Raw genomic sequence first — 24,966 nt, 5'->3', positions numbered from 1 at the left:
TGCTTGGGATGATTTCAATCCTGGAACACCCAGATCACCTTGTGGGAGATGGCGTTGCCTCTTGACGAAACGCGCGGCGCTGCTACTTAAGGGGTGATCCTGCCGTCCAGACATCGGACCGCGGGATGAACACTGGTGCCGGGCCCCTCTGGCGAGAGTTTTTACGGCGCTCTCGTGATGTCGGTACCGCCAGCAAATAAGCCGGCGGATTAGCTACCATGAAAACTGATCTCATGCCTAACGCATGTGCCCTTTCGGCCGTGCGTGTTTTCGTTTCCAAGCCCCATTTCTTCTCAGAACCGGGTGTCGTGCGCGCGAAGGAGGTCCGTCGATGACGCAGCCTCAAACGCACACGAGCACCATTGGCTATTTCAAGTGGGCATTCATCGTCACCGCGATCGGCCTGGTGCTTGGCGCCTGGCTCGGCTGGCAGTCGACCGGCACGATCGGCGGCATGGCCGCGGTATTCTTCATCTGCACCGTGTTGGCCGTTCTCGAAATCTCGCTGTCCTTCGACAACGCGATCGTCAATGCCAACAAGCTGAAGGACATGACCCCGGAATGGCAGCACCGCTTCCTGACCTGGGGTATCATCATCGCCGTCTTCGGCATGCGTATCGTCTTTCCGCTGCTCATCGTCGTCATCGCGGCGGGCATCGGTCCGATCGATGCGATCGTTTTGGCGGCAAGCAAGCCCGAAGAATATGCCCGCATCATGAATGATGCGCATCTGCCGATCGCAGCCTTCGGCGGCACCTTCCTGATGATGGTGGGCCTCACCTACTTCTTCGATCATGAGAAGGATGTGCATTGGATCTCCTGGGTCGAAAGCAAGATGGCGCGTTTCGCCACGATCAAGGGCATCGAAATTGCCTTCGTGCTGGCGCTGATCCTTGGTTTCTCGACCCTGCTCGATCCGGCAGACGCGCATACTTTCGTCTATTCGGGCATCTACGGCCTCTTGACCTTCCTCGTCGTCGAGGTCGTCGGCGGTCTGCTCGACGCGTCGCAGCAGACGATGAGTGCAGCGGCAAAGGGCGGCTTCGGTGCCTTCCTTTACCTCGAAGTGCTTGATGCGAGCTTCTCGTTCGACGGCGTTATCGGCGCCTTCGCGTTGACGCAGAACCTCTTCGTCATCGCCATCGGCCTTGGCATCGGCGCGATGTATGTGCGTTCGATGACGATCATGCTGGTGGAGAAGGGTACGCTCAGCGAGTACCGCTACCTGGAACATGGCGCGTTTTACGCGATCCTGATCCTCTCGGTGGTCATGTACTTCCAGACGCTGGTGCACATCCCTGAAGTGATCACCGGCCTCGGCGGCGCTGCCCTGATCGGTATCTCGCTCTGGTCCTCCATCCGCTACAACAAGCGGGAGCGTGAGGCAGAGTTGGGCGGTAAAACCAGCCACGGCCATGCTCGCGTCGAGGCATAAACGCCTCGACCATAGGCGCTCTTAAAAAGGCCCCGGTGCAGGCGCACCGGGGCCTTTTGCATGAAAGCGCCGGGCTGGCATTGCCAAACGGCCATCATCCCTGGATAACCGGTTGATGATTTCAGGCGATCTGAAGCGGGTCTTGGAAGAGGTTTACCGGGCGGGCGCCCATCGGGTGCCGGCCGACGATATCGATTGGCCGCAGGAGCTTCATGCCGCCGTCTTTCGCGCCTTGAACATGCAATACATCACCAGACGCGAGATCGACGGTAGCGTCCGCTTTTCGCTGACGCAGGCGGGATACCGGGCAATCGATGCGGAGGTGCCATGGGGCCGCATCCTGCGGCAGCGCATGCGTGATCTGATGCGCATGGCGACGTGGCGTTAGGACGCTTCAGCCTTATGCGCAGTCACAGAAACGCTCTTCTCATTTTGCAGATGGTTCCTGACGAAAAACCGCCAGGCACTTCGGCCTGGAAATGCGCTGCGAGCGAGCGGCAAAAAAATAACGGCCCGCCATCTCTCAATGTCGAGCCGTTTCATCCTTGGGAGGATAAGGCGCCCCGTCGCAACGGGCGCTGGAAATCTCTGTTAGCTGCGGCGTGCGTCCGGGAAATTGGCCGGATCGATGCCGAGCGTGCGCAGGTCGCTCGCCTTCGGGCGGCGGTGGCCTTCGACAGCAGCGGCAGCGGCGCTAGCGGCGCCGAGAACTGCGAATGCGCGGCCGATGAAACCGTTGCGGTAAGTTGTGGTAGCCATCTCTTTGCTCGCTTTCGTTTTCTCTCTGATGAGCAAAAGATGGGGTTTGCCAGGTCTTTTTGCAATGCACAATTGGACACTCCAGCCATGCAACGGAAGCAGGCCCGGTCGACTATCCATCGACCGGGCCTGCTGATTGAGCCTTGGGAGGCTCCTGCATAATTCGCCAAATCGGAGACGATTTGAGGAAGATTATGCCGAAGGTCTAAGCATTGCTGCACTGCACCCGATTGGGTGCGGCGCGGCAGGGCTATTTAGTCTTCGTTGGCGGCGAGCTGTGCCAGCACCTCGCCACGTCCGCGGGCCCTGAGGACCAGCGGGATGATCAGTGCCGCAGCGGCAATGACCAAGAGCACGGCGGCGATCGGCGATGTGAAGAGGACGCTGACGTCGCCCTGGCTGATTGCCAGCGCCCGGCGGAGCTGCTGCTCTGCGAGCGGCCCGAGGATCAGGCCGACGACGACAGGGGCAATCGGATAGCCGAACACCCGCATGGCATAGCCGAGCAGACCAAAGGCGAGCAGCATGCCCAGTTCGTAGACCGACGGGTTGGCGCCGATGGTGCCGAGCGTCGCAAACAGCAGGATGCCTGCGTAAAGCCACGGCTTTGGAATGGTCAGCAGCTTAACCCAAAGGCCGATCAGCGGCAGGTTCAGGACCAGCAGCATGAAGTTGGCAATCAGGAGGCTGGCGATCAGACCCCAGACGAGCTGCGGGTTGGTGGCAAACAACAGCGGACCGGGCTGCAGCCCATACTGCTGGAAGCCGGCAAGCATGATCGCCGCTGTCGCCGTCGTCGGCAGGCCGAGGGTCAGGAGCGGCACGAGCGTACCGGCAGCGGATGCATTGTTGGCAGCTTCCGGACCCGCGACGCCTTCAATGGCGCCGTTACCGAACTCTTCGGGATGTTTCGCCAGACGCTTTTCCGCTGCATAGGACAGGAAGGTGCCGATCTCGGCGCCACCGGCCGGCATTGCGCCGATCGGGAAGCCAATGACCGTGCCGCGAAGCCAGGGCTTCCACGAGCGCGCCCAGTCGGCCTTGCTCATCCAGATCGAACCACGGACTGCCTCGACCTTATCCGGGCCTTTCTCGCCCTGTGCGGCAATGAACAGCGTTTCGCCGATCGCGAACATCGCCACTGCAAGCGTCGTGACCTCGATACCGTCAAGCAACTCGGGAACACCGAAGGAAAGGCGCGCCTGTCCGGTCAACTGGTCGATGCCGACGACCGAAAGCGCCAGGCCGACAAAGAGCGCCGTCAGGCCGCGAAGCGTGGAATCGCCGAACGCAGATGAAACGGTCACGAAGGCGAGCACCATCAGCGCGAAATATTCACGCGGACCGAAGACCAGGGCGAGCTTGACGATATAGGGCGCGATGAAGGCAAGGCCGAGCGTCGCGATCAGGCCGGCAACGAACGAGCCGATGGCGGCAGTCGCAAGCGCAGGTCCGCCCCTTCCGGCACGCGCCATCTTGTTGCCTTCGAGCGCGGTGACGATCGAGGCGCTTTCGCCCGGTGTGTTGAGCAGGATCGAGGTGGTCGAGCCGCCATACATGCCGCCGTAGTAGATACCGGCGAACATGATCAGCGAGCCGGCCGGATCGAGCTGGTAGGTGACAGGCAGCAGAAGCGCGACGGTCAGGGCCGGGCCGATGCCGGGGAGAACGCCGACGGCGGTTCCGAGCGTGACGCCGATCAATGCGTAAAACAGGTTCATCGGTTGGGCAGCAACCCATAGTCCCTGCAACAGGAATTCAAAAGTAGCCATGGTCGACGGCCCTCTTAGAAGAACAGATGTTCAAGCGGCCCTGCGGGCAGCGACAACTGCAGGAGCTTGGCGAAAATCACCCAGACGGCAAAACAGAGCGCGATACCAACTGGCAGGGAGAACCAGAGTTTGCGCTTGCCAAAGCCGCGCGCGGTGAGCGCAAAGAGAATGCCGGTGGCGATCGAAAAGCCTGCGACGTTCAAGAGCAGCATCTGCGCTGCAAGTCCGGCGACGATCCAGATGACCGGTGAGATTTCCTGGTGCTCGCGCTCGGGAAAATCGTGGCGGAATGCGGCAAAGACAGTCCAGATGGCGAGGGCCGCAAGACAGCAGGCGATCGCATAGGGGACCGTCGTCGGTCCGACCTGGGAGTAACCGGCAGCGCCTGCCAGGCGCGACACGTCCCAGAAAATGAGGCCAGCGATGGCGGCCAGCACGGCCGCGATGAAGAGCGCCGCCCGATCCGGGCGACGCGTTGTGGTCGAAGGGTTGAGCCCCTTGGTCATTTCACCAGTCCAATGTCCTTGAGGACGGCTTCGGTGGCCGAAACGTCCTTGTCGAGCTGGGCGGCGAAAGCGTCGCCTGCGAGGTAGCTATCCTGCCAACCCTTGGTCTTCAGGACTTCCTGCCAGCCGGCCGACTTGGCGAGCTTTTCGACGTCGGCCGAAACGGCTGCCTTCTGCTCGTCGGTGAGGCCGGGAGCGGCTGCAACCATGCGCCAGTTTTCAACGACGACATCGAGGCCGGATTCCTTCAGCGTCGGCGCGTCGATGCCGGGGAGGCGCTCGCCGCTCGATACTGCGATCAGGCGCAGTGTGCCGGCCTTGACCTGGGCTTCGAACTCGCCGTAGCCGGAAATGCCGGCCGTAACCTGGCTGCCGAGGATGGCTGCAAGGGCTTCGCCGCCGCCGGAATAGGCGATGTAGTTGATCTTGGTCGGGTCGACACCGGCTGCCTTGGCAATCAGGCCAACGGCGATGTGGTCGGTACCGCCGGCAGAGCCGCCAGCCCAGGAAACGGCGCCCGGATCCTTCTTGAGGGCTTCGACGAGGTCAGCCATCGTCTTGATCTCGGAAGCGGCTGGAACGACGATTGCTTCATATTCGCCGGTGAGGCGTGCGATCGGGGTGACATCCTTGAGGGTGACCGGCGACTTGTTGGTCAGGATTGCGCCGACCATGACGTACCCGCCGACGATCAGGGCGTTCGGGTTGCCCTTCTGCTGGCTTGCGAACTGGGCGAGACCGATGGTGCCGCCGGCGCCCGGTACGTTTTGAACCTGTACGTTGCCGGAGATGCCTTCCTGCTGCAGGACGGTCTGGAGCGAGCGAGCCGTCTGGTCCCAGCCGCCGCCCGGATTTGCCGGAGCGATGATAGTGTAGTCAGCCGCATAGGCCGGCAGCGCCATTGCGCCGGCGAGAATGGATGCCAGGAAAAAGTGTTTCAAGGTCAGTCCTCCATGAGGCGCGATTTTCCACGCGCACGTTGTTTCTGCGTGCGAACGGGAAGACGCGACGGTGTCCAAAGGACCCTTGTCGCTGACCGGATTGGTGACTTCCTCCCAGTGCGCAATCTGCGGGCCCGCCTCCACGGGGCGCCGACGACTGCTAAACCATCATAGAAAGCTGACATTAAGCTGACATCAAGTCCTCATTGCGAAAATGAAGCGTAGTGTTTACGGAATCTTAGGCTGTTGCTTGCCACTCGCGGCGGGAATGGGCTCGCCGTGGGGCAGGTGCTCGTGCCGTTTCCGGTTGGGGTGCGATTCGCGAACGTTCGCGGGCCATTTCCCAACTAAGAAATGAGCCCCGACGGCGATGTGGGGCGAGACGCCCAATTCTCTGCGTTTTATGGCGCATTGCAAGCTAAGAGTGCTGTCTTGTGTTACTTGAATATTCCTTGCTGCGTATTCAGGAGAAAGCGATGGCGCTCTATATTCGTGACAATACAGTCGACAATCTCGCTTCCGAGCTCCAGAAGCTGTCCAAGGCTCCTAACAAGACAGAGGCCGTTCGTCGCGCCTTGCAACACGAACTCGATCGCATCCGGGAAGAAGTGCCGTTACGCGAGCGCGTCGCGAAAATTCAAGACAAGTTCAGAGCGAATATGGGGTCGAACAAGCCCAACTTTGACATGAAGCACTTCATCGACGAGATGTGGGAACTCTGATGTCTCTGGACGCATCTGTGTCGTGGCGGTGTTGGCTGGCGAAAGATGCCGGATATCATCTCGCCAAAATCGAGATGTCAAAGACGCCAATCTTCTATTCGTCACTTGCTGTGTTCGAAGCGGTGATCAGCCTGGCACGTATCATTGCCATCTCACACAACGGCAACCAGGCTCCAACGCCACCGGATATCATCGAACTGGCGCAGGAGAGTGTTGCGCAATTCCTTGAGCAATCGATGGGCAATATCAGCGGATCCCTGCACCGCGCAGCGATTGAGGCGGCTCGCAACTATGGTCGCTTTGTCGGCCATCCGGCTCGGCTGAATTTCGGCGATTGTTTCGCTTATGCTTGTGCGAAGTCCCAGCAAGTGCCGCTTCTGTTCAAAGGCGATGATTTTTCCAGGACAGAAATCGATGTTGCCTGAGATCGCCAGCCGCGACGATCCCAGGCCGTAGACAGCTCACCAATACCTTGTCCTGAGTAGCAGCCAGCGTCCTGACCCCGGCACCATCGCCGGAATGCACTGCGGCGTGTGGTCGTTCGGCGCCACAAGGCTGAGGCCGGCGTTCCGTCCGCCATCCGTTTTCCGATCAGACCCGGAAACGGATGGCGATGATGCGCAAGAGCTGGTGGAGCCGCTTCTGCAAATTTCATCTTAAACGCTACTCGGCTGCTTCTTGCCGATCGACGTGGAGGGCGAAGCCGCGGTCACCCGGATTGACGAGGTCTGGACGGAGCTGAAGGCTCGGGATCAGATAGTCACCACCGTTTTGTGGCCGGTAGGGAATAGGCGGGGTTGTGGCAAGCGTCCGCATCCGCTCGCGCAGACGTTCCGCAACATCTGCGAAGCCAGCTTGGTCGATACGATCGACCCTGTAGGCAACGAAGGGCGGAAGCACATCATATCCCGGGTAGTAAAGGATCCCGTGGTTGATGGGAAACAAGAGGTCATCGATCGGTCCGTTGACCCCGCGGGCCGAGTAGTGTTCCTGCCAGCCGCCGGTGGTGACGATCAGCATCGCTCGCTTGCCCTTGAACGTGCCCTCGCCAAACCGGTCGCCCCAATAGGTGTCGTTATGTTCGCCGACGCCATAGGCAAATCCGTAGGCATAGACCCGATCCACCCAGCCTTTCAGGATGGCTGGCATTGTGTACCACCAGAGCGGAAACTGCAGGATGAGTGTATCCGCCCATAAGAGCTTCTCGTGTTCCGCCTTCACATCCGGCGTGAGGGTATCGGTCGTGAAGGCGGCTTTCGAGGCGCGGCTCGGCTTGAACTGCGTGTCGGCTGAAAGCTCTGGGAAGTCGCTCCGATCGACCTCGGATTTCCATTTTTCAGCATAGAGGTCAGATACACGGACTTCGTGGCCCTGAGCCTCGAGTTCGCGGATGGCGACGTCGCGGAGCGCGCCGTTGAGCGAACGCGGTTCTGGATGGGCGAAAACAAGCAAAACTTTCACGGTCAGCATTCCTGTGATGAGAAACCAACCCCTGATGTAGACGATACCCAAGTGTTTCACTATAACTTGGGAATGCATATGATTGTGCCGAAAAATGGATAAGTCCAACATCACGCTCGAACGCATGCGGACATTCGTGCGCGTTGCCGAGCGTGGCAGCCTGTCAGCCGTTGCGCGTGAACTCGGGCTCGGGCAGTCGACGGTCACGCGGCATTTGCACGAACTGGAGGAGGCGCTGGGCGTGCCTCTCATCAGTCGCACGACCCGGCGCGTGACGGTGACCGACGAGGGCAGCCGGTACTATGCCAACAGCGTCCAGATCCTGCGCCTCGTGGAGCAGGCCGGCGACGAGGCACTAGGCACCCGTGGTGCCTCGGCCGGCACGATCCGGGTCTCCTGCACCGCGGCTTTCGGCGTTCTGCACGCCACGCGACTGATCTTTGCCTTTCAGGAAAAATACCCGGATATCGGTGTTGATCTCAGCCTGACGGACGAGCGCATCGATCTTGTGCGGGAGGGCATCGACATCGCGCTCCGCCTGGGGCCGCTCAACGACAGTTCGCTGAAATTGCGGGCACTGGGCCAAAGCCAGCGTCTGCTGGTCGCCGCGCCGGATTATCTCGCCAAGCGAGGGACACCGGTCGTTCCCCGGGATCTATCGGACCACGAGGGCATTCGCATGTCGAATGTGGCGGGCAGCGACATGCTGGAACTTCACGGGAACGCCGGGGAACGGCATATGGTGCCCTTTCACGGGCGTCTACGCGTCGACCATGGATTGGCGGCGCGCGAGGCGCTCGTCGCCGGCCGCGGCATCGCCCCCGCGCACCGTTGGTTGGTCGACGATCTGCTCGCTGATGGCCGGTTGATACGCATCCTTCCGGACCATTTTCTGCCAGCCGTGCCCTTGAGCATGCTGATCGTGCCGGAGCGTGCAGGCATTGCCCGGGTGCGGTTGCTTGTGGACTATCTCGCGGAACGGATCGGCGACATTCCAGGTCTGGAGTAACCGGGTTGTGCTGACACACGACCGTCCATGGTCGCAGACACGTTTGAGCGACCCCATATTGATCGAGGCCAACGAAATAGATTTCACTGGGTTGATCGTTGGGACTAGTGGAGCCGCAGAACCTCGTTCCAGCGGGCAATCAGCCGGGACGCTTGACCTGGTCGAGATAGACCATCAGCCCGGGACTGACGGGAACCGGCCGAAATTGGGCACCGAGCATTTCCTGCACGGTGTTGGCGGTGTTTTCGCCGGCGACATCCGGGCTGACGGCGGGGATCTGCAATTGCCGCGCCGTGATCGTCCGGCCTTCCGGCAGACGCAGCGCCACCGTCGCGAGGCCCGTTCCGATCAGGTCTATGATCCAGAGAAAAGGGGGCGCCTGCAATTGGACGAGCATGCCGCCCACTTGTGAAGTGAAAATTGCTACCGAGCCGCGCGCTTTGGCCTCAAATCTGGAGAGAAAGCACTCATCGGCATTGTATGGTGGCATGGTGCTGTTCAAACATAGGACGTCTAAGTCGCTTGGCTCTTGCTCGGGAGCGTCGATGCGGCAGTATGACTACGGGGGTCATTATTTGGAGGCCGACATGAAAGAGATCCGGCTCAAAGATGCCAAGGCAACGCTTTCTGCCGTTGTCGATCAGGCGGTTCACGGCAATCCTGCGATCATCACCCGACATGGCAGAAAGGAAGCAGTGGTGCTTTCGTTCGAGGAGTATGAAAAGCTGAAACACGTTCCAAGTTTCGGACGGCTCCTAGCGTCCTATCCAGGTGATGACGACGATATCCCACCGCGCGGTCACAAGCCGAGCCGGATGATTGATCTCTGATGTTTCTGGTCGACACGAACGTGATATCTGCGCTTGCCCCGTCCAAACGTCAAAGTTCCGAGCAGCTTGTCGAATGGCTCGATAAAGCCAGTTCGCAGCTGTTCCTATCTGCTATTTCGGCCGCTGAGGTTAATTCAGGGATCACGAAGGCGGAACGAGAAGGTGCGACTACCAAGGCGCAGCGGTTAAAAGATTGGTGGGAAATCATAGAGTATCTGTACGCGCAGAAGCTGCTCCGTTCGATCTGCAATGCGCGCCTGCAGCCGGGCAGATTCTAGATGACGCCCCAGCAGTCGGGTTTCGAGGATATTGTAATAGCTGCCACAGCCCAAGTGCATAGCCTGACTGTTTTGACAAGCAATCTGCGTCTTTTTGGACCGTTAGGCGTTCGAGCACTCGATCCCTTCGAGGCAATGCCGGAGTTATAGCGTAGGGCTTATCACTTATAGCGCTGCGGCTTCCGTGAATTGACGCAGAAGCGCTCTCTCCGACGCTGAAGACGACGGGTCATTTCGGGTGAGCCGCGCCGAAAGTCCAAGGTGCTGTCGTTGGCTGCTAGACACCCAACTTCTCCCGAGGGGCTGCGATCCCCGAGGGCGGACCGAGTAACGAAAGCAGCAGATGTCGACCCGGTCAAAACGCTGGAACTAGTGGAGCCGCAGCACCTCGTTCCAGCGGGCAATCAGCCGGGACCGCTTTACCTGGTCGAGATAAACCATCAGCCCGGGACTGACAGGCACCGGACGCAACTGGGCGCCGAGCATTTCCTGCATGGTGTTGGCGGTGTTTTCGCCAGCGACATCCGGGCTGACAGCGGGGATTTGCAATTGCCGCGCCATGATCGTCTGGCCTTCCTTGGACATGAAGAATTCCAGATAGCGGCGGCCGAGGTCAGGCGAGGCGGATGCTTGTGGCACGAGGCCGATCCGCGACATCACTACGGTATAGTCCTTGGGCAGGACGATGCCGACATCCGGGTGTCGGGCTGCCCAATCGGCGGCGTAGGAGCCGAGGATGTTGTAGCCGAGCACGAACCGCCCGTCGGCGACCCGCTCCAGAATGGCCTGGCTGGTGGAATAGAGTTTGACGCCGGCGGCGCCCATGGCCTGGATGACATCCCAGATGTCGCCGAACTGCTCCTGGTCGCGCGACATGAAGAGAAAGCCGACGCCGGAGCGCTCGATGTCATAGGTGCCGATCCGGCCGAAGACATCGGCGCCCTGGCGCTTGAGATAGGCGACGAATTCGGCGCGGGTCGAAGGCGGCGCTTCCTTGGTAAAGCTCGGCTTATGATAGACGAAGACAGCCGGTTCGAACGTTAGCGCATAGGCGGTATTGCGCCAATTGGCCCAGGTCGGCCAGCGGCCGCTCATCGGCAGGTAGCTGCGCTGGGCATAGCCGTCATTGCTCAGTTTGACTTGCAGGTCCATCGCAGACGAGAAGGCGAAGTCCGCGGTCTTCAGCCCCGCGTCGGTTTCCTTGACGATCCGGTCGTAGATCTCCCCCGTCAGCATGTCCTCATAGCGCACTGCGACATCCGGATTGGCTTTTTGAAAGCCGAGGATCATGGGTTTGGCGAGCGGCTCGTCGAGCGAGGAGTAGACGACCAGCGTCCTGGCGTCCGAGGCGCCCGAAAGCGCCGGGAAAATGACCGGTGCGGCCAGAAGGAGCCGGGGGCAAAGAACCAAAAAGAGAAAAGAAATCAAGTACCGCATAAATTCACAATGCCTCAGCGCGCCACCGTTCACAAGCAAGGCAACGGCGGATAGAGTGGAGAGGGGAGTGAAGACAATTGCGCATATTGCTTGTTGAAGACAATCAGGTCCTCGCCGAGGGTCTGTCGGCCATCCTGCGTGGTAGCGGCTATGCCGTCGATGTCGTCAGCGACGGCGCGTCGGCCCACGCGGTTGCCGCCGCCGAGACGTTCGATCTGGTGATCCTCGACCTGAACCTGCCGGAGATGGACGGGCTCGATGTGCTCAGGGCGATGCGTGCCCGACAGAACAGTGCGGCGGTATTGATCCTGACGGCGCGGGGCACGCCGGAGGAGCGGGTGAAGGGGCTCGATCTCGGCGCCGACGATTACATGATCAAGCCGTTCGATATCGGCGAGTTTGAAGCGCGCGTACGCGTGCTGCTTCGCCGGCAGGCGGGATTGCGCGCGTCAACGGTCAGCTACGGCAATGTGTCGCTCGACCTCAATGCACGTAGCTTTTCGTCCGGTGGCGTGCCGATCGAAATCCCGGCCCGAGAGCTGGGGCTGCTCGAACTCCTGTTCATGCGCGCCGGCAAGGTCGTCGCCAAGGAGGCGATCATGCAATCGCTGACCGGCTTTGACGACGATCTGAGCCCGAATGCGATCGAACAATATGTCAGCCGCCTCAGGAAGCGGCTTGCGCCACACGGCCTAACGGTCAGAACGGCGCGCGGTATCGGCTACTATCTCGACAAAGCGGCCGGGTCGGAATGAGGGCGGCGGTCTATTCCCTTCGCCGCAGGCTGCTTGGCTGGCTGTTGATCTCAACCGCCGTCATCGGCGTCGCGGCGCTGACCGACACCTACCGCGAGGCGGTGACGACAGCCAATGTCGTGTCGGACCGCGTTCTTGCCGGTTCGGCGCTCGCCATCGCCGAGCGCGTGGTTGTGGCGGAGGATGGTTCGCTCGAGGTGGACATCCCCTATGTGGCGCTCGAGATGTTGACCTCGGCGGCGCAGGATCGTGTCTTCTACCGTGTCGATGGACCGCCCGGACAATTCATCACCGGCTACCAGACCCTGCCGTCTCTGGACGAAGTTCCCGGTAGCTCCACGACCTTTGCCGACTCCTCGTTCCGCGGCGAGCCCATCCGGATCGCGGCACTGCGCCGGTCGGCTTCGACGGGCATCAACTCGGTTCCCTTCGTCGTGACGGTTGCCGAAACGACCATCGCGCGCCGACAGCTGGCGCAGACGATTCTCGTTCGTTCCGCCTTGCGCCTCGGCCTGATGATCGCCGGTGCCGCGGTCATCGTTTGGATTGCCGTCACCTTCTCACTCAGACCGCTCTATCGCTTAGGCGATGCGATCGCCGAGCGCAGTCCCGACGATCTGCATCCGATCGGCGAGCGCGTACCAAACGAAGTCCAGGGGCTTGTCGACACGGTCAATTCGTTCATGGGACGTCTTCAGTCGGCGCTCGACGCGCTGCGCAATTTTACCGGCAACGCCAGCCATCAGCTGCGCACGCCGCTCGCAATCATCCGAACGCAACTGGCCTTGGCACTGCGCGCAGGCTCGATCGAGGACACCAAGAAGGCGGTGAAAAAGGCCGACGAGGCCGTTGCGAACGCCGAGCGCATTCTGGCGCAGTTGCTGCTGATGGCGAAGATCGACGCTGCCGGAAAGGACGAGACGCGCAAGCTGGAGCGGATCGACCTTGTCGAGCTGGCGCGCGGCATCACCGCCGAACATGTGCCAGCCGCCGGTGACGCCGGCATCGATCTGGGTTTCGACGGCGAGGGCGAAGCCTTCGTTCGTGCAGAGCCTTTGCTGGTCGGCGAGATGCTGAAGAACCTGATCGGCAACGCGCTGCTCTATGCCGGGCGAGGGGCGGAGGTCACGACGCGGGTGAGCGAAAAGGAAGGTTTCGTATCCCTGGAGGTCGAAGACAGCGGACCCGGAATCAGGCCGGAACTGCGCGAGAGCGTGCTCAGGCGGTTTCAGCGCGGCGCGAGCGAAGCGCCTGGAACGGGGCTCGGTCTGCCGATCGTCGAGGAAATTGCTGCCCTCTACGGTGCGCGAACAAGCCTGACCGATGGGGCAGGTGGGCGCGGGCTTAGGGTTGCCATCCTCTTTCCGGCCGGCTGAACAGGGCGGGCCGCTCAGTCTCCATCCGGCGCGCGCAAACAGAGTTGTTCCCCCGTTGTAGGCCACCGATCCATAGTTCGGCACTCGATCTGGCAAACGGAACGTATCCATCCCAGGAGCTACATCTGCACATCATTCGAGAGCTCCTCCGAGGCTGCGAATCTAGCTGGCCGTTGCGCCATAATCCCCCCCACGAACAAAGGAGTTCAAAGCGGTTGGGAGCGCCCGACCTCAAGTTTTTCGGCGAAACGGGCGGTGCTTAGGGAGGCGCGCTGCGGCGGCCTAATTCTCGGTGTGCACGAAATTGCTTGACATTGCACGAAAATGCACGAAATTTGCCGTCAAACAAGGAACGGCGACTTATGCTGACCTTGCCACAATGAAAGAGGTCAAGATGAGCATTGCACACCGCGTTCGCCTAGAGGATGTCACCATCCTCTCGGACGACTGGTACGTCCTAAAGAAAACGACTTTTTCCTTCCTGCGCGCCGACGGCAATTGGCAGCGACAGTCGCGAGAGACCTACGACCGGGGAAACGGTGCGACGATCCTTCTCTACGATCCGAAACGCCGCACGGTGATACTCACCCGACAGTTTCGCTATCCAGCCTTCGTCAATGGTCATGATGACCTTCTCATCGAAGCGCCGGCCGGATTGCTCGACAATGCCGAGCCGGAAGAACGCATCCGCGCAGAAACGGAAGAGGAGACAGGCTTTCGTGTGCGCGATGTGCGCCTGGCGTTCGACGCGTTCATGAGCCCTGGCTCCGTAACGGAGCGGCTACACTTCTTCGTTGGCGAGTACCAGCCAGGCGACCAGGCTTCGGCAGGTGGTGGCAACGAGGCCGAAGGGGAGGATATTGCCGTCCTGGAAGTTGGTATCGACGAGGCGCTTGCGATGGTCGGCTCGGGGGCAATTCGGGATGGAAAAACGATCATGCTGCTGCAGTACGCCGCCTTGAACCTCTTCTCCAATCGAACGCCAATCGACGTTGGCGCTGCACGCCCTTCCTGAGACCGCAGCAGTCACCGGCCGTCGCGGCAACCTTCAAGTCGTTGCGATAAAAGTACGACGCAGTCTTCCGTCCGGATTTGCGTCCGACCTCGAGCATCAGCCAGTGACTTTACCTTCATTTGCGGGGCGGACCAAACCGCAAACTTGGCCAACACCCCGCGCCGGTATCTGCGCCTAGATAGGCTGCTGCAAAAGGGCCGGCCGTCGAGCGATCTCTTCTCTCGGAAGCCCGAGCTGCAAAAGCTGGTGATGGACGTCGATGGTGAACTGGTCGCCGTCTTCGACGAGCGCGACACGCTCATACGCTGGAACTACGTACAAGGACTGGGTAGCGCTTTAGCGGCTGCGCTGGCCGAAGAGGGAAGCTGTTTCGCGGGTCTGGACCCGAAGCATCGCGTTCCAAAGCTGAAGAACGAAACGCGGCTGAAACTGGCTCGCAAGCTTGCGCTGCGACAACATGATAAATCTCCGATAGTTTTGGATGGCTTTGATATAGTCGATCGGAGCTGCAGTTGCCAGAGCGGTAGCGCCGTGGCAGCCCTGCGCGGCAAGCATATGTCGAAAAACGGTCGGAACGGTTAAAATACGTCGGTGCCGGCAATAAAACGCCGGGATGATTTTCATCGTCCCGGCCAGTTGGCTTAATGGGAGAAAAGGTCTTCTTCGGAGGATCAGGATTTCTTTCGGTTCTTCTGTCGATAGACGTCCATGACAACGGGCGGCAACGACGATCAAGCTGTGGGCGATTCCTGATAGCAGGTGTCGACTCGCAGGAAAGTGAAGCCGGCGTTCATAACATCGAAGATGGGGGGCGGTGATGCGGTCGGCAAAACCGATCAATCCCATGCGCTATGATGCGTCGAAACGCGGATATGTAACAAGAGTGATTGCGAGCCGGGTCGTTCCATCGCGACGTCTATCGTGCAAGTGCGAAGTGGGGCCGGCCTTGGCTCAACGGGCCTCGCGGGTATGCCATACGCGCAGAACATAGATGATCCACTGTTGAATCTCGTATCGGATCTCATAATGCCCAACGAGGATTCGGCGGACTTCGCGAGCCGCAAATTCTTCGAGCTTCTCGCCAAGTCGAGGCTGTTCAACTAGGGTCCGGACTCACAACCACCAGATGACGGCGGCTGCGAGTGCGATTGCCCCCATGAAGTTTTTGATGTTGCGGTCGAAGCGGGTCGCGAGGCGACGCCAGTCCTTGAGGCGACAGAACATGCGCTCGATGACGTTGCGCTGCTTGTAGATGGCCTTGTCGTATTCATTTTGCGGTTCTTGCGCGGCGGGATGACGGCTTGGGTACCACGCTCGTCGAGCCACTCGCGCAGAGCCTGGCTGTCATAGCCTTTGTCGGCGACGAGTTCGGCGGAGGGTGGCAGAGCTTCGATACAGAGCCTTGCCACCTTGCAATCGTGGACGTTGCCGGGCGTCAGGAGCAGGACGTGAGGGCGGCCTTTGGCATCGCAGACAGCATGGAGCTTGGTGTTCCGTCCACCTTTGGTGCGGCCGATACCATGAGCCAAGGCCCCCCTTTTCCTCCACCCGCACAGCGGTGGACCTTGATGCAACTGCTGTCGATGAACAGTCGATCCGGCGCATCATCGGCCCCTGCGAGCGCACTGAAGATGCCTTCCCAGATGCCGCGTTCGGACCAGCGGACGAAGCGGTTGTAGAGTGTCTTCTTCGGTCCATAGACATCTGCGCAATCCGCCCAGCGGCCACCACAGCGCAGCGCATGGACGATCCCGCTCAAGACCCGGCGGTCATCCACGCGCGGCTTGCCTCAAAAGCGGCTCTATCCGCTCCCACTGCGCGTCGGAAAACCAAAAGAAATCAGACATGCAACCGCCTCCTCGCTGAGGCGAGTGAAACACGTCGCAGTGCGCAAGGAAACCCACTTATTGGGTCCGGACCCCAGGCGTGTCGGTGCAGTCGTCAACGGTTGAACCGTGCGTGCGGCGGCTCGCCGATTAACGGGAGCTAGAAATTCGAAAGGGCGCGCGAGATCACCAAGGGTCTTGCTTGTCCAATTAACCTGAGCGGAACAGAGAGCGGCTTGTCGTTGTCCAGACTATCGGCCCAGGCTTGCACGGCCTGATGATCAATAACTTGACCGGCGTCCACGTCCGCGAGCGCTTCAAGTGTGAGCAGGCGTCGTTCATCCTCTTGATCTACCCAGGCAGTGAGTGCCTGCTTGATGATCCAGCCGCGCGAACGTTCCAGCCTGCTAGCCAACTGATCTACCCTCTCCGCAAGCGGCAGCGGAACATGCGCTGTCAGTACCTTGGTTTTCAATGAACGCTTCCTGTGTAATCGACCTTAATCATAGTGACAGATTTGCTTAAGTGGAGAGGCTGTAAGTGTCGAATGCACCAACCGACCTCGGACAACCAAATCCGGACGATCCATTGTGATGCACATATTTGGCAATTGCATTGTCGCTCACCTTTCATCAAAGGCCGAGAGCACAGTGCTTGCCGTCCTCCTGATCGCGCCGGTAGCATCATAAATACAAAGACCAATGAGCATCGCCGCAGCCCACTATGAAATCTTCTGAGACTTTCCATCCTATCGCGACTTCATGCTACACCCGCAGACCTTGGAGGTTTTCGCGATCGTCGGTTGGTAAGGTTGGAAAAGGATGCTGTCAGCGTTGGCATAAACTGGAGCGGTGAGCGTGCGCCTGGCTTCGATGTCACGCCTGCCGACGTTCGCAGAAGGCTTACATACGGCTCGTCGAAGAAATGCATCCAAAAATCAGGCGGCCGAAGCCGCCCTTTCTAGTTTCATTATTTGGCGAACGTTGTCTTTCCACCAATCGGCGCGCCGTCCTTGGTCGAGCTCTTCTTGCCATGCTTGGTTGATGTGGCAAGGCCGCGCGAAGACCCGAAGGCCAATTCAATCTGACCGGCTGTTTTGACGGTGGACTGCTTTTCGGCTGGCATCGACGGCACAGCAGCAATGGCGGAAGTCGCAAAAGCGAGAGACGCCAGGGCGGCGATAGTGATTTTCATTGGTAGTCTCCTAGGTTCGAACCTCCCGCCAAGGAATGCGGGAAGCTTTTGCCTAGGACTATTGCTGAGACGGCGACATACGGCAGGTGTCGTATTTCGACCGTTCCGCGATCCGCGACGCCTCGAAATGGTTACCGACTTGATTCGAACACATTGGCCTTACCTCGTCGTTGGCATTGCTATGAGCGCTGAATGATTCGCCGCTCGCAAATGCCTCGTCGCTTTAGACTTTTGACCACGGATGTACTGGCACTGGTTTGGTAAGCGATGATGAGGAAGGTCGGTGCGGTTTCGCCCCGGCCTTTTTTCATGGGAATTGATCTCAATTTGTTCCTACTGCCGACGAGCTAATCCAGCTTAGACTGACATGCGCGGTATGTCCTGTGGATGTGTCGTTCTCGCGTTTTAGATATAGCTCGAAATTGGACGCGACCACCCAATAACCGCTGTGCCGTGCTACGGATCAATGACTGACAAAATTGCGCCGGGCGAATCCGCACCGACCTTAACGAACGATGCTGCTGCGATTTTCGCAGCGGTGCTAACGTGACAATGCCGAGTACTGCGCGAAGATCCTTCAGCGCTAGATGCTCGCCGCCACGGCCAAGGGCATCAAGGGCGACCTGTTCCTGGACAAGGAAGAGGAGTTCGGGCCAGTTTTAGCACGTCTCCGGAAGTCCTTATGGTGTTCCTGCAGATCGTTGCGGCGCAGTCGACGTCCCGGCGACCCGGCTACTCGTCCAGTCACCGGCTGGCATGAACGCCACCGGCGAAAGCGACCTGCGCAACTTTTACGATCGCCTGCAGGCCATGCAGAAAGCCAAGATGCGTCGAGCAATGTGGTGGCTTGAAGAGTGCATCATCCGCAGCGGTTCCGGCTCACGTGACGCTGACATCTATTATGAGTGGGCGCCCCCCCTGGGGCTGGAGAAGGAGAAGGCCGACTCTTCAAAACGAAGGCCGACGCTGGCGCCAGTTGGTGGGTACTTCGCCTGGTCAGGAAATTATACCTCGCGAAGCTGTGTCCGAACGCGCTCGTCGAGGATGGAACGTTGCCTGGGCTCGATGCGGCGATCGAGGAATATGGCAAGCTGAGCGTGCAGGAGCCCTCCGAACACGCGCATGCGGCCGCAGCAGCCGCACAGTCAAGTCAGGAGCGATGAACCCGAGCGGCTCATCAAGAGGCCGAGAATATCACCATAAAAAGTGCGGCCCAGAGTAAGGCCGACAACTCGGCCGCCAACAGAAACCCAAACGTGGTGTCGCTCATGCAATCCTCCGTAGGCAACCTCCATTGCCGGGAGGAACTATAGGGGAGGGACGACGATCCCGCTACCCACTAAGACGCAAGCAGCGAGTAAAGCAGAAGCCCTACAGAACCCCAGAAACCGACCATTACCAGCGCCATCGCGGCAACCAGAACCTTTGTCACTACAAAACTCCACGACTGTTGTACGGGTCCAAAACCTAGCCCAGCGCTGAAATTTTTGTATCGGACCATGGTCTGATCTCGCTGCTTTCGTTGACAGTGTGTCGAACCGCCATCGCCGTAAGGTGGATTTTTTTTTGAGGCACTCGTCATGAAATTCACCGACTCTGCACCGATCGCGGGAACGCGACGGACCGCCGACGGCTACCTTGTCGCCGAGGTCCGCGCTGCTCGCACTGGCACAGAGGACTACCCCGGCCACGAGGTCGGCAAACCCGACATGCCGGTCGTGAAGGTCTATCGGTCCGCAGATCAGCTGTTCGCTCGGGATGGCCCCGGCAGCTGTAAGCCGGTGACGAAGGTTCACCTTGACGAAGCGGTCCGCGCCGCCAACTGGAAGGACTGGCCGTCGGCCAGATCTGTGACGAGGGCGGCGCCCGCGACGGCGAGTTGGTCCGCATGCCGCTGATCGTGATCGATGCCGCGGCAATCAAGGGCGTCGACGAGGGAAAGCGCCAAACGAGCGATTGCCGGTGCCCCGGTCCGGCGCGCAGTTTGCGCTCAGCTGCTTGAATAAAAGAAGCCGGGATGATTTTCATCACCCCGGCCAGTTGGCTCACTGGGAGAACAGGTCTTCTCTGGAAGGTCGGGCTTTCTTGCGGTTCTTCTGTCGATAGACGTCGATGACGGCGGCAACGACGACCTGGCCGTTGGCGATTTGCTAATAGCAGGCGTCTACCCGCAGGAAGGTGAGGTCGGCGTACATGGCATCGAGGATGAAGGGGCCAGGAATGCGGTCGGCAAAACCGATCAACACCACGCTCTGATGATGTTTCGAAACTCGGACATGTAACAAGAGTGGTGGTTACTAGCCGGGTCGGAATTTCTGTATCGGCGCGCCGTCTATCGTGCAAGTGCGGAGTTGGGCTGGCCTTAAGCTCAACGGCCTCAGGGTATGCCACACGCGCAGAACATAGATAATCGACTGTTGAATCTCGTAGCGGATCTCATAATGCCCAACGAGGATTTGGCGGACTTCGCAAGGCGCAAATTCTTCGAGCTTCTCGCCAAGTCGCGGCTGTTCAACCAGGCGTGTCGGTGCAGTCGTCATCGATTGAACCGTGCGTGCCTGCTGATTTGACGACGATCTCATCGGTGGAAGTCGGGATCGGGACGCAAGCGGCCGGAACTGAAAAAGGTCGGTTCACCCGACTTTCCCAAAGTGAGTTTCGCAACGGAAACGGTCCCACCGATCAACTTGACATGAAACGATGGAGATTGCCGGCGTCCAACAATGAACGTGTCACGCCACCAAACACCCATTCTCTCAACCGGCTGTGGCCATAAGCGCCCGAAACGACGAGATCGGCGTGGCAAGAGACCGCGAAGTCGGTCAGTGCTCGGCGTTCGTCCCGAGCAGAGATGATTTCGCTTCGGGCTTTGATCTGATGGCGTGCGAGAAACGCAACCACATCGGCAACGCTGTCTCTGATCCAACCGTCGGGTTCAGGGTCTACCGTTACGACGACGACATCGCTTGCCGACTGTAACAGCGGGACCGCATCGCTCACCGCCCGCCGCGCTTCACGGGTATCTTTCCACGCGATAACTATAGTTCTGGCCAGAACGTGTTCCGCGTCCGTGGCAACGACAAGCAGGGGCCTGCCAGCCTGAAGCACGACACTTCCAGGATCAACGGCGCGATAGCTGTCGCCGGTGGCGGCACCCCGTTTGGCGCCTGTCACTACAAGGTCAGCCAGCCGCGTTATTCGCGCCAGGGCTTGCGTCGGGTAGCTGAGCGAGGAGCGCCATTCCACTTCCAGGGAGGTAGGGACCAGACCCTTGAAATCGAACTCCAGGTCCTTGAATCTGCGTTCTACGTCCGCCTTGAGTTGTTGCCAGACCTGCGCCGACAGGTCGCCGCCTTCTGGACCCACCATCGGCAATGGCACGTCTGCGGCGCAAAACCCAATCAGCTTCGCACTCGAGCGAGCGGCCAACTCTGTGGCAAGTTCGACGATTGGAGCGACCGGGCCGTCTATATCAAGATTTACAAGTATGGATCTGTAGCTCATGTAGTGGTCGCCTTTTGTTCACCATTCTGACGCCTACAGATCCGCTCTTTGGGATCTGGGGGATCTGGGTTCTTTGATGCGAACTCTACGCCTTGCGTAAGGCGGAGGGGTCTTATCCAACGTAGAGAACACTCGCCGCCAGAGCATTGACGAACTTCAATTATGGCTGCGGATCGATCGCAAGTGACAACATCACTGTCGAGCTCAACAACTTTTGAGTGACGGCTGATTAGTGCCACTCTATCAACTTTGACGTATCTATTCCAGACTTATAGTTGTCTGCCGAACATTGAAGGCGCCGTGTCATTTCGTCGTCCAGGAGCTCAAGCGTTGTTTGATGAGCAACAAAAACTCGGAAACAGGCGCTGACCTCTACAGAAACGGCGAACGGATCGTGCGACTCGCTGCTTCAATCTACACGATTGCCAACGACATTCAGATCGCCGTCGTCGTCCCAGCAGGTACGGCGACGTCTACCTCCGGGCTTGCGCCGGTATTCATGTTGGGCACGCAGGATACCTTCAAGGTCGTCGGTGGCGGCGATCGGAACATGCACCGTTCGTGTCGATCAACAGAGCAATGCGAGCTATCTTGCCGCGACGGTGAAGCAGTCCTTCGCAACCAATCCGCAGCTTCCGATCGCCGGCGGCGTTTACTGGACGGTTGCGGCTAATTCGATCGCGGCGTGGTCGTCAGTGTAGCCGTTGCAGACCAGCCGGTTGCGTCGGCGTGAAGTAACCTACTGCCAGATGCGAGTGCTTCGGTCAGGCCGAACGTTTTAATGCGCCTGGCCATCCGTCGCCTGCGGTCGCCCATTTGCTTTGACGCACGAGAGCTGCTTCTCGCATTTATGGTGCCGCCTTAAAGGCGAGATCTTAGGCTGCATTGATTTTTGGCAGCTGGCTTTCTCATTCCCGGGTTTCAGCCTCAACGTGAAGCAACTCAATAAGTCGAACCGCAGGAAAGTCGCTGTTTGCGCTTACTGTCTGGGCTCCAGCACGAAGTTTCGTTGTTGGCCGTATGTTTCGGCCAAGCGATACCCCATCAAACGGTACCAGCGGTCAACCTCAGGGTGGGTGCCCCAACACATTGACAGCATCGGCAGGTTTCCTAACTCGGACTGTAGCGTACTCATGTATTTCCGTCCGAACCTTGTGGAGGGAACCTGAGGTGCGAAAAACTCTTCTACGCCAATGAAGTAGACGCGGATTCGCAGGCTGCCGAGCACTTCTCTTTTTTGCCAGCTGATCAGTCCGGTAGCATCATCGTCCTTTATGATCAGTGCCCGAATGTCGCCGACCCTCTGCCGTGTGCGGAAATTTCTCTCCGCCTCTCCTAGGCTCGATCCAGCGCACTCGAGCTCCTCGATACATCGTTGTGCGGGCGCGGCGAATATTTTGTCCAAGTCCGGAAGCGACGCAACTCGTGCGTACATTGAAGCTGTCCCTTTTTGGTGAGGCGGGACCATACCATGAAATTCACTGATTTTCACCCGATCGCGGCATGCGACGGAGGGCTGACGGCTACCTCTTCGCTGAGGTCCGGACCGCTAGGACAAGCATCCAGCACTTTGCGGCCAGAGGTCGGCAACCATGAAATGTCGGTTGTCAAGGTCGATCGACCAAGCCCGGCGATCGCGCGGGCATGGGCAATCGTCTCTTTCCGGACCGATGGGGCGTAGGGGAGCAGGCTGCTACGGGCCGCGGCGCAAGCAAGGGCAAGCCCTCCTCCACGTGCGTTTCGGCCCTGCGGGTGCATGCGCCGCTCATGGCCCTCCGCTGCTGGAAGCTCCCGCCGCTAAGGCGGTCCAGAAAGGAGCCACACCATGCAAACCAAGCGCGACACCTACCAAGTCATCACCGACACCATTCTCCAGGCCCTCGAAAACTGCGGACCCTGCGAGCGTCCCTGGGTCAGCCCGTCGCCGACCATGCCGGTCAACGCCATGTCGGGTCACGAATATCGCGGCACCAACGTCGTCATGCTGTGGGTCGCCGCCCAGGAGGCCGGCTACGCGCAAAATCAATGGGCGACTTTCAAGCAGTGGTCCGAAAGGGGCGCTAGCGTCCGCAAGGGCGAGAAGGGCACGCCGGTCATCTGGTTCAAAATGCTCGAGCGCGGGGGCAACGATGTCGGCGACGCCGGCGCCGATGACGACAATGACCGCCGCATTCCCTGCGCCCGCCTGAGCTGGGTGTTCAACGTCGCTCAGGTCAATGGCTACCAGCCCGAGAAAGCACAAACGCCCGAGGACAACCATGTGTCCCCGATCGACAAGGCCGATGCCCTCATCACCGCCAGTGGCGCGAAGATCCGCCATGAAGGCGCGCTTGCCTTCTACCGGCCCAGCACCGACGAAATCGTGCTGCCCCCGCAACACCTGTTCACCGGTACGTCCACCAGCAGCGCCACCGAGGCATACTACGGTGTCGCCCTGCACGAACTGACCCACTGGAGTGCACCGCGCCTCAAGCGCGATTTTGGCAAGCGCTTCGGCGATGATACCTATGCCGCCGAAGAACTGGTTGCCGAACTGGGCGCGGCGTTCCTGTGCGCCCGCCTGGGCGTTTCGGCCGAGCCTCGCGCCGACCACGCCAAGTACCTTCACAACTGGATCAAGATCCTGAAGGGCGACCGCAAGGCATTCATCACCGCCGCCAGCAAGGCGTCCGAGGCCAGTGACTATCTGCTGACCCTTAACTCACCCGAAAGGCAGGAGGCGGCCTAGCGGCCGCCTTCGCGCGAGGACACGGAGCGCGCATCAGGATCAGTACTTGCCCACAACATGTCGATTTTGCATAGCCACCACCTTCGGGTTCGCTCTGACAGGTACCGGCGCTTGCCCCCAAAAAAAGCGGCTTGCTCAAGCGACGCATCCACGTCGATGGCTGGGCAAGTTGAATGGCATCGTTTGCGAGCAATACGTTCGCGGCAAGTTGCGTTTCAGTCGGCTACACCCCAGTCTTCGCCGCGACACCCTCGCTTAGGCCCTCGTGCGTCGTGCGAGCTACAGTCGCGTTGCCGGGCAGGAAGCGCGCAAAAGAAGCCGGGATGATTTTCATCATCCCGGCCAGTTGGCTCACTGGGAGAACAGGTCTTCTTTGGAGGATCAGGCTTTCTTACGGTTTTTCTGGCGATAGACGTCGATGACGACAGCGGCGACGATGATCAGGCCCTTGACGATTTCCTGATAGTAAGCGTCGACCCTGAGGAAAGTGAAGCCGGAGGTCATGACGCCGAGGATGATGGTGCCGATCACGGTGCCGGTGATGCGTCCGACGCCACCGGTCAGCGACGTGCCACCGATGACAGTCGCGGCGATCGCGTCGAGTTCGTACATGACGCCCATGCCGGCCTGCGCTGTCTGAGCGCGGGCGGCGGTGACCACGCCGGCAAGGCCTGCGAGCATGCCGGCAATGGCGTAAACCTTGATCAGATGCGCCTCGACATTGATGCCCGAGACGCGGGCTGCCTGAACATTGGCGCCGATCGCATAGGTGAACTTGCCGTAGCGGGTGTAACGAAGGGCAATGTGGAAGATGATCGCAACGACCAGGAAGACGATGACGGGCCAGATGCCGGTGCCGATGAAATTGAACTGTTCGGTAAGGCCCGAAACCGGCTGACCCTTCGTGTACCACTTGGAGATGCCGCGTGCCGAAACCATCATGCCGAGCGTGGCGATGAAGGGCGGGATCTTCGTTCTGGCGATCAACTGACCGTTGATGACACCGGCAAGCAGGCCGACGCCGATGCCGAGCCCGATCGGCACGATGGCCGGCAGGTCTGTCAAGGATGGATAGAGCGCGCGCGGCCAGGTGGAGGCCTGCGCCACGCTTGCCGAGAACATCGCGGTCATGCCGACAACGGAGCCTGAGGACAGATCAATGCCGCCGGTGATGATCACCTGGGTCACGCCGACGGCGATGATGCCGATAACGGCAACCTGCAGGATCATGATCGTCAGGCGCTGCGGGTTCATGAGGAAGCTCTGTCCGACGAAGATCCAGCCAAGGATTTCGTAGACAAGCGCGATGCCGATCAGCACCAGGAAGATGCTGAATTCGGGCGGCATCCGACGCTTCGCACCCGGAAGGGCCGAGCCGGTGCCTTGTGCTGCGACATTGGTTTCCATTGTTCGTTCCT

The 24,966-nt window shown here is 59.7% G+C and carries 24 protein-coding genes and 6 pseudogenes; 15 read left to right on the top strand and 15 right to left on the bottom strand.

Features of this window, described 5'->3' with window-relative positions; genetic code table 11:
• Nucleotides 1–331: 331 nt before the first annotated feature.
• On the top strand, nt 332–1,435 hold the full coding sequence (locus ASD00_RS03205; protein WP_057204589.1) for a DUF475 domain-containing protein: 1,104 nt from the start codon (nt 332–334) through the stop codon (nt 1,433–1,435).
• A 115-nt stretch (nt 1,436–1,550) separates the two neighbouring features.
• Nucleotides 1,551–1,823 (top strand): hypothetical protein, encoded by a 273-nt coding sequence (locus ASD00_RS03200; RefSeq protein ID WP_025429029.1) that lies wholly within the window; start codon nt 1,551–1,553, stop codon nt 1,821–1,823.
• A 203-nt stretch (nt 1,824–2,026) separates the two neighbouring features.
• On the opposite strand, the gene ASD00_RS40845 is transcribed toward ASD00_RS03200, so the two are convergent.
• The 4 genes from ASD00_RS40845 to ASD00_RS03185 all read right to left on the bottom strand — a co-directional run bounded on the left by ASD00_RS40845 (nt 2,027) and on the right by ASD00_RS03185 (nt 5,413).
• The gene (locus ASD00_RS40845) at nt 2,027–2,194 is read right to left on the bottom strand and encodes a hypothetical protein (protein ID WP_107028344.1); all 168 of its coding nucleotides are present in this window, start codon (nt 2,192–2,194) and stop codon (nt 2,027–2,029) included.
• Between the two features lie 254 nt (nt 2,195–2,448).
• Nucleotides 2,449–3,966 carry a tripartite tricarboxylate transporter permease gene (locus ASD00_RS03195; protein WP_025429028.1) on the bottom strand — a complete coding sequence of 506 codons (1,518 nt, stop codon included), beginning with the start codon at nt 3,964–3,966 and terminating at the stop codon, nt 2,449–2,451.
• A gap of 14 nt (nt 3,967–3,980) precedes the next feature.
• Nucleotides 3,981–4,472: a tripartite tricarboxylate transporter TctB family protein gene (locus ASD00_RS03190; RefSeq protein WP_025429027.1), complete on the bottom strand. Its 492-nt coding sequence runs from the start codon at nt 4,470–4,472 to the stop codon at nt 3,981–3,983.
• A complete protein-coding gene (locus ASD00_RS03185) occupies nt 4,469–5,413 on the bottom strand; it encodes a tripartite tricarboxylate transporter substrate binding protein (RefSeq protein ID WP_057204588.1) in 945 nt (314 codons plus the stop codon). The genes ASD00_RS03190 and ASD00_RS03185 overlap by 4 nt, the downstream gene beginning before the upstream one ends.
• A 476-nt stretch (nt 5,414–5,889) precedes the next feature.
• Here ASD00_RS03185 and ASD00_RS03180 point away from each other — a divergent pair, with 476 nt between their 5' ends.
• Both ASD00_RS03180 and ASD00_RS03175 read left to right on the top strand, forming a co-directional pair.
• Nucleotides 5,890–6,135 (top strand): type II toxin-antitoxin system VapB family antitoxin, encoded by a 246-nt coding sequence (locus ASD00_RS03180; protein WP_057204586.1) that lies wholly within the window; start codon nt 5,890–5,892, stop codon nt 6,133–6,135.
• Nucleotides 6,135–6,560: a type II toxin-antitoxin system VapC family toxin gene (locus ASD00_RS03175; protein WP_057204584.1), complete on the top strand. Its 426-nt coding sequence runs from the start codon at nt 6,135–6,137 to the stop codon at nt 6,558–6,560. The genes ASD00_RS03180 and ASD00_RS03175 overlap by 1 nt, the downstream gene beginning before the upstream one ends.
• A 238-nt stretch (nt 6,561–6,798) precedes the next feature.
• Here the strand turns inward: ASD00_RS03175 and ASD00_RS03170 are convergent, their stop codons facing one another.
• Complete coding sequence (locus tag ASD00_RS03170) at nt 6,799–7,596, bottom strand: NAD(P)H-dependent oxidoreductase (RefSeq protein WP_057204806.1); 798 nt, start codon at nt 7,594–7,596, stop codon at nt 6,799–6,801.
• Nucleotides 7,597–7,690: 94 nt separating this feature from the next.
• On the opposite strand from ASD00_RS03170, the gene ASD00_RS03165 reads away from it, so the two are divergent.
• Complete coding sequence (locus ASD00_RS03165) at nt 7,691–8,605, top strand: LysR family transcriptional regulator (RefSeq protein WP_057204582.1); 915 nt, start codon at nt 7,691–7,693, stop codon at nt 8,603–8,605.
• Between the two features lie 104 nt (nt 8,606–8,709).
• On the opposite strand, the pseudogene ASD00_RS38230 reads toward ASD00_RS03165, so the two are convergent.
• Nucleotides 8,710–8,915: pseudogene (locus ASD00_RS38230) on the bottom strand (ABC transporter substrate-binding protein); the annotation flags it as partial.
• Nucleotides 8,916–9,192: 277 nt separating this feature from the next.
• On the opposite strand from ASD00_RS38230, the gene ASD00_RS03155 reads away from it, so the two are divergent.
• Together ASD00_RS03155 and ASD00_RS03150 are read left to right on the top strand one after the other, a co-directional pair.
• Entirely contained in the window at nt 9,193–9,435 is a 243-nt protein-coding gene (locus tag ASD00_RS03155; RefSeq protein WP_057204578.1) for a type II toxin-antitoxin system Phd/YefM family antitoxin, read from the top strand.
• Nucleotides 9,435–9,713 (top strand): PIN domain-containing protein, encoded by a 279-nt coding sequence (locus ASD00_RS03150; protein WP_309239239.1) that lies wholly within the window; start codon nt 9,435–9,437, stop codon nt 9,711–9,713. Before ASD00_RS03155 ends, ASD00_RS03150 begins: the two co-directional genes overlap by 1 nt.
• A 369-nt stretch (nt 9,714–10,082) precedes the next feature.
• Here the strand turns inward: ASD00_RS03150 and ASD00_RS03145 are convergent, their stop codons facing one another.
• Nucleotides 10,083–11,150, bottom strand: coding sequence for an ABC transporter substrate-binding protein (locus ASD00_RS03145; RefSeq protein WP_057204575.1), 1,068 nt, complete (start codon nt 11,148–11,150; stop codon nt 10,083–10,085).
• 77 nt (nt 11,151–11,227) lie between these two features.
• Here ASD00_RS03145 and ASD00_RS03140 point away from each other — a divergent pair, with 77 nt between their 5' ends.
• The 4 genes from ASD00_RS03140 to ASD00_RS40715 all read left to right on the top strand — a co-directional run bounded on the left by ASD00_RS03140 (nt 11,228) and on the right by ASD00_RS40715 (nt 14,878).
• On the top strand, nt 11,228–11,905 hold the full coding sequence (locus ASD00_RS03140) for a response regulator transcription factor (RefSeq protein WP_057204573.1): 678 nt from the start codon (nt 11,228–11,230) through the stop codon (nt 11,903–11,905).
• A complete protein-coding gene (locus ASD00_RS03135; protein ID WP_057204571.1) occupies nt 11,902–13,281 on the top strand; it encodes a sensor histidine kinase in 1,380 nt (459 codons plus the stop codon). Before ASD00_RS03140 ends, ASD00_RS03135 begins: the two co-directional genes overlap by 4 nt.
• A gap of 394 nt (nt 13,282–13,675) precedes the next feature.
• Complete coding sequence (locus ASD00_RS03130) at nt 13,676–14,296, top strand: NUDIX domain-containing protein (RefSeq protein WP_057204804.1); 621 nt, start codon at nt 13,676–13,678, stop codon at nt 14,294–14,296.
• A gap of 144 nt (nt 14,297–14,440) precedes the next feature.
• Nucleotides 14,441–14,878, top strand: a complete 438-nt coding sequence (locus tag ASD00_RS40715) for a hypothetical protein (RefSeq protein WP_162249704.1) — start codon at nt 14,441–14,443, stop codon at nt 14,876–14,878.
• A 369-nt stretch (nt 14,879–15,247) separates the two neighbouring features.
• Here ASD00_RS40715 and ASD00_RS38225 read toward each other — a convergent pair.
• The 5 genes and pseudogenes from ASD00_RS38225 to ASD00_RS03110 form a co-directional block, all read right to left on the bottom strand.
• A pseudogene (locus ASD00_RS38225) lies at nt 15,248–15,400 on the bottom strand (type II toxin-antitoxin system RelE/ParE family toxin); the annotation flags it as partial.
• Between the two features lie 9 nt (nt 15,401–15,409).
• Nucleotides 15,410–16,143: pseudogene (locus ASD00_RS38220) on the bottom strand (IS5 family transposase).
• Nucleotides 16,144–16,217: 74 nt separating this feature from the next.
• Nucleotides 16,218–16,340, bottom strand: a pseudogene (locus tag ASD00_RS41350) (type II toxin-antitoxin system RelE/ParE family toxin); the annotation flags it as partial.
• The gene (locus tag ASD00_RS03115; RefSeq protein WP_057204569.1) at nt 16,283–16,597 is read right to left on the bottom strand and encodes a ribbon-helix-helix domain-containing protein; all 315 of its coding nucleotides are present in this window, start codon (nt 16,595–16,597) and stop codon (nt 16,283–16,285) included. The pseudogene ASD00_RS41350 and the gene ASD00_RS03115, both read right to left, overlap by 58 nt.
• Before the next feature lie 494 nt (nt 16,598–17,091).
• A complete protein-coding gene (locus tag ASD00_RS03110) occupies nt 17,092–17,316 on the bottom strand; it encodes a hypothetical protein (protein WP_057204567.1) in 225 nt (74 codons plus the stop codon).
• A 756-nt stretch (nt 17,317–18,072) separates the two neighbouring features.
• On the opposite strand from ASD00_RS03110, the gene ASD00_RS41345 reads away from it, so the two are divergent.
• Both ASD00_RS41345 and ASD00_RS03100 read left to right on the top strand, forming a co-directional pair.
• Nucleotides 18,073–18,411 carry a phage portal protein gene (locus ASD00_RS41345; protein WP_244495991.1) on the top strand — a complete coding sequence of 113 codons (339 nt, stop codon included), beginning with the start codon at nt 18,073–18,075 and terminating at the stop codon, nt 18,409–18,411.
• A 485-nt stretch (nt 18,412–18,896) separates the two neighbouring features.
• A pseudogene (locus tag ASD00_RS03100) lies at nt 18,897–19,270 on the top strand (DUF2213 domain-containing protein); the annotation flags it as partial.
• A 427-nt stretch (nt 19,271–19,697) separates the two neighbouring features.
• On the opposite strand, the pseudogene ASD00_RS38215 reads toward ASD00_RS03100, so the two are convergent.
• A pseudogene (locus ASD00_RS38215) lies at nt 19,698–19,898 on the bottom strand (type II toxin-antitoxin system RelE/ParE family toxin); the annotation flags it as partial.
• Between the two features lie 100 nt (nt 19,899–19,998).
• Complete coding sequence (locus ASD00_RS03095) at nt 19,999–20,820, bottom strand: universal stress protein (protein WP_057204563.1); 822 nt, start codon at nt 20,818–20,820, stop codon at nt 19,999–20,001.
• Nucleotides 20,821–21,157: 337 nt separating this feature from the next.
• Here ASD00_RS03095 and ASD00_RS39660 point away from each other — a divergent pair, with 337 nt between their 5' ends.
• Nucleotides 21,158–21,493 carry a hypothetical protein gene (locus tag ASD00_RS39660; protein ID WP_156585438.1) on the top strand — a complete coding sequence of 112 codons (336 nt, stop codon included), beginning with the start codon at nt 21,158–21,160 and terminating at the stop codon, nt 21,491–21,493.
• Between the two features lie 1,152 nt (nt 21,494–22,645).
• Complete coding sequence (locus ASD00_RS03085) at nt 22,646–23,548, top strand: zincin-like metallopeptidase domain-containing protein (protein WP_057204559.1); 903 nt, start codon at nt 22,646–22,648, stop codon at nt 23,546–23,548.
• 381 nt (nt 23,549–23,929) lie between these two features.
• On the opposite strand, the gene ASD00_RS03080 is transcribed toward ASD00_RS03085, so the two are convergent.
• Complete coding sequence (locus ASD00_RS03080; RefSeq protein WP_057204556.1) at nt 23,930–24,955, bottom strand: ABC transporter permease; 1,026 nt, start codon at nt 24,953–24,955, stop codon at nt 23,930–23,932.
• Between the last annotated feature and the right edge of the window lie 11 nt (nt 24,956–24,966).

The organism is Ensifer sp. Root31, assembly GCF_001424825.1.
GTDB lineage: Bacteria > Pseudomonadota > Alphaproteobacteria > Rhizobiales > Rhizobiaceae > Ensifer > Ensifer canadensis.
The sequence above is the reverse complement of the archived record's forward strand: the minus strand, read 5'-3'. Positions and strand labels throughout refer to the sequence as shown.

Coding starts and splice junctions, on each gene's coding strand:
- ASD00_RS03205 (WP_057204589.1), top strand. CDS start 332: ATGACGCAGCCTCAAACGCACACGAGCACCATTGGCTATTTCAAGTGG.
- ASD00_RS03200 (WP_025429029.1), top strand. CDS start 1,551: ATGATTTCAGGCGATCTGAAGCGGGTCTTGGAAGAGGTTTACCGGGCG.
- ASD00_RS40845 (WP_107028344.1), bottom strand. CDS start 2,194: ATGGCTACCACAACTTACCGCAACGGTTTCATCGGCCGCGCATTCGCA.
- ASD00_RS03195 (WP_025429028.1), bottom strand. CDS start 3,966: ATGGCTACTTTTGAATTCCTGTTGCAGGGACTATGGGTTGCTGCCCAA.
- ASD00_RS03190 (WP_025429027.1), bottom strand. CDS start 4,472: ATGACCAAGGGGCTCAACCCTTCGACCACAACGCGTCGCCCGGATCGG.
- ASD00_RS03180 (WP_057204586.1), top strand. CDS start 5,890: ATGGCGCTCTATATTCGTGACAATACAGTCGACAATCTCGCTTCCGAG.
- ASD00_RS03175 (WP_057204584.1), top strand. CDS start 6,135: ATGTCTCTGGACGCATCTGTGTCGTGGCGGTGTTGGCTGGCGAAAGAT.
- ASD00_RS03165 (WP_057204582.1), top strand. CDS start 7,691: ATGGATAAGTCCAACATCACGCTCGAACGCATGCGGACATTCGTGCGC.
- ASD00_RS03155 (WP_057204578.1), top strand. CDS start 9,193: ATGAAAGAGATCCGGCTCAAAGATGCCAAGGCAACGCTTTCTGCCGTT.
- ASD00_RS03150 (WP_309239239.1), top strand. CDS start 9,435: ATGTTTCTGGTCGACACGAACGTGATATCTGCGCTTGCCCCGTCCAAA.
- ASD00_RS03145 (WP_057204575.1), bottom strand. CDS start 11,150: ATGCGGTACTTGATTTCTTTTCTCTTTTTGGTTCTTTGCCCCCGGCTC.
- ASD00_RS03135 (WP_057204571.1), top strand. CDS start 11,902: ATGAGGGCGGCGGTCTATTCCCTTCGCCGCAGGCTGCTTGGCTGGCTG.
- ASD00_RS03130 (WP_057204804.1), top strand. CDS start 13,676: ATGAGCATTGCACACCGCGTTCGCCTAGAGGATGTCACCATCCTCTCG.
- ASD00_RS03110 (WP_057204567.1), bottom strand. CDS start 17,316: ATGAAAATCACTATCGCCGCCCTGGCGTCTCTCGCTTTTGCGACTTCC.
- ASD00_RS41345 (WP_244495991.1), top strand. CDS start 18,073: ATGAACGCCACCGGCGAAAGCGACCTGCGCAACTTTTACGATCGCCTG.
- ASD00_RS03095 (WP_057204563.1), bottom strand. CDS start 20,820: ATGAGCTACAGATCCATACTTGTAAATCTTGATATAGACGGCCCGGTC.
- ASD00_RS39660 (WP_156585438.1), top strand. CDS start 21,158: ATGAGCAACAAAAACTCGGAAACAGGCGCTGACCTCTACAGAAACGGC.
- ASD00_RS03085 (WP_057204559.1), top strand. CDS start 22,646: ATGCAAACCAAGCGCGACACCTACCAAGTCATCACCGACACCATTCTC.
- ASD00_RS03080 (WP_057204556.1), bottom strand. CDS start 24,955: ATGGAAACCAATGTCGCAGCACAAGGCACCGGCTCGGCCCTTCCGGGT.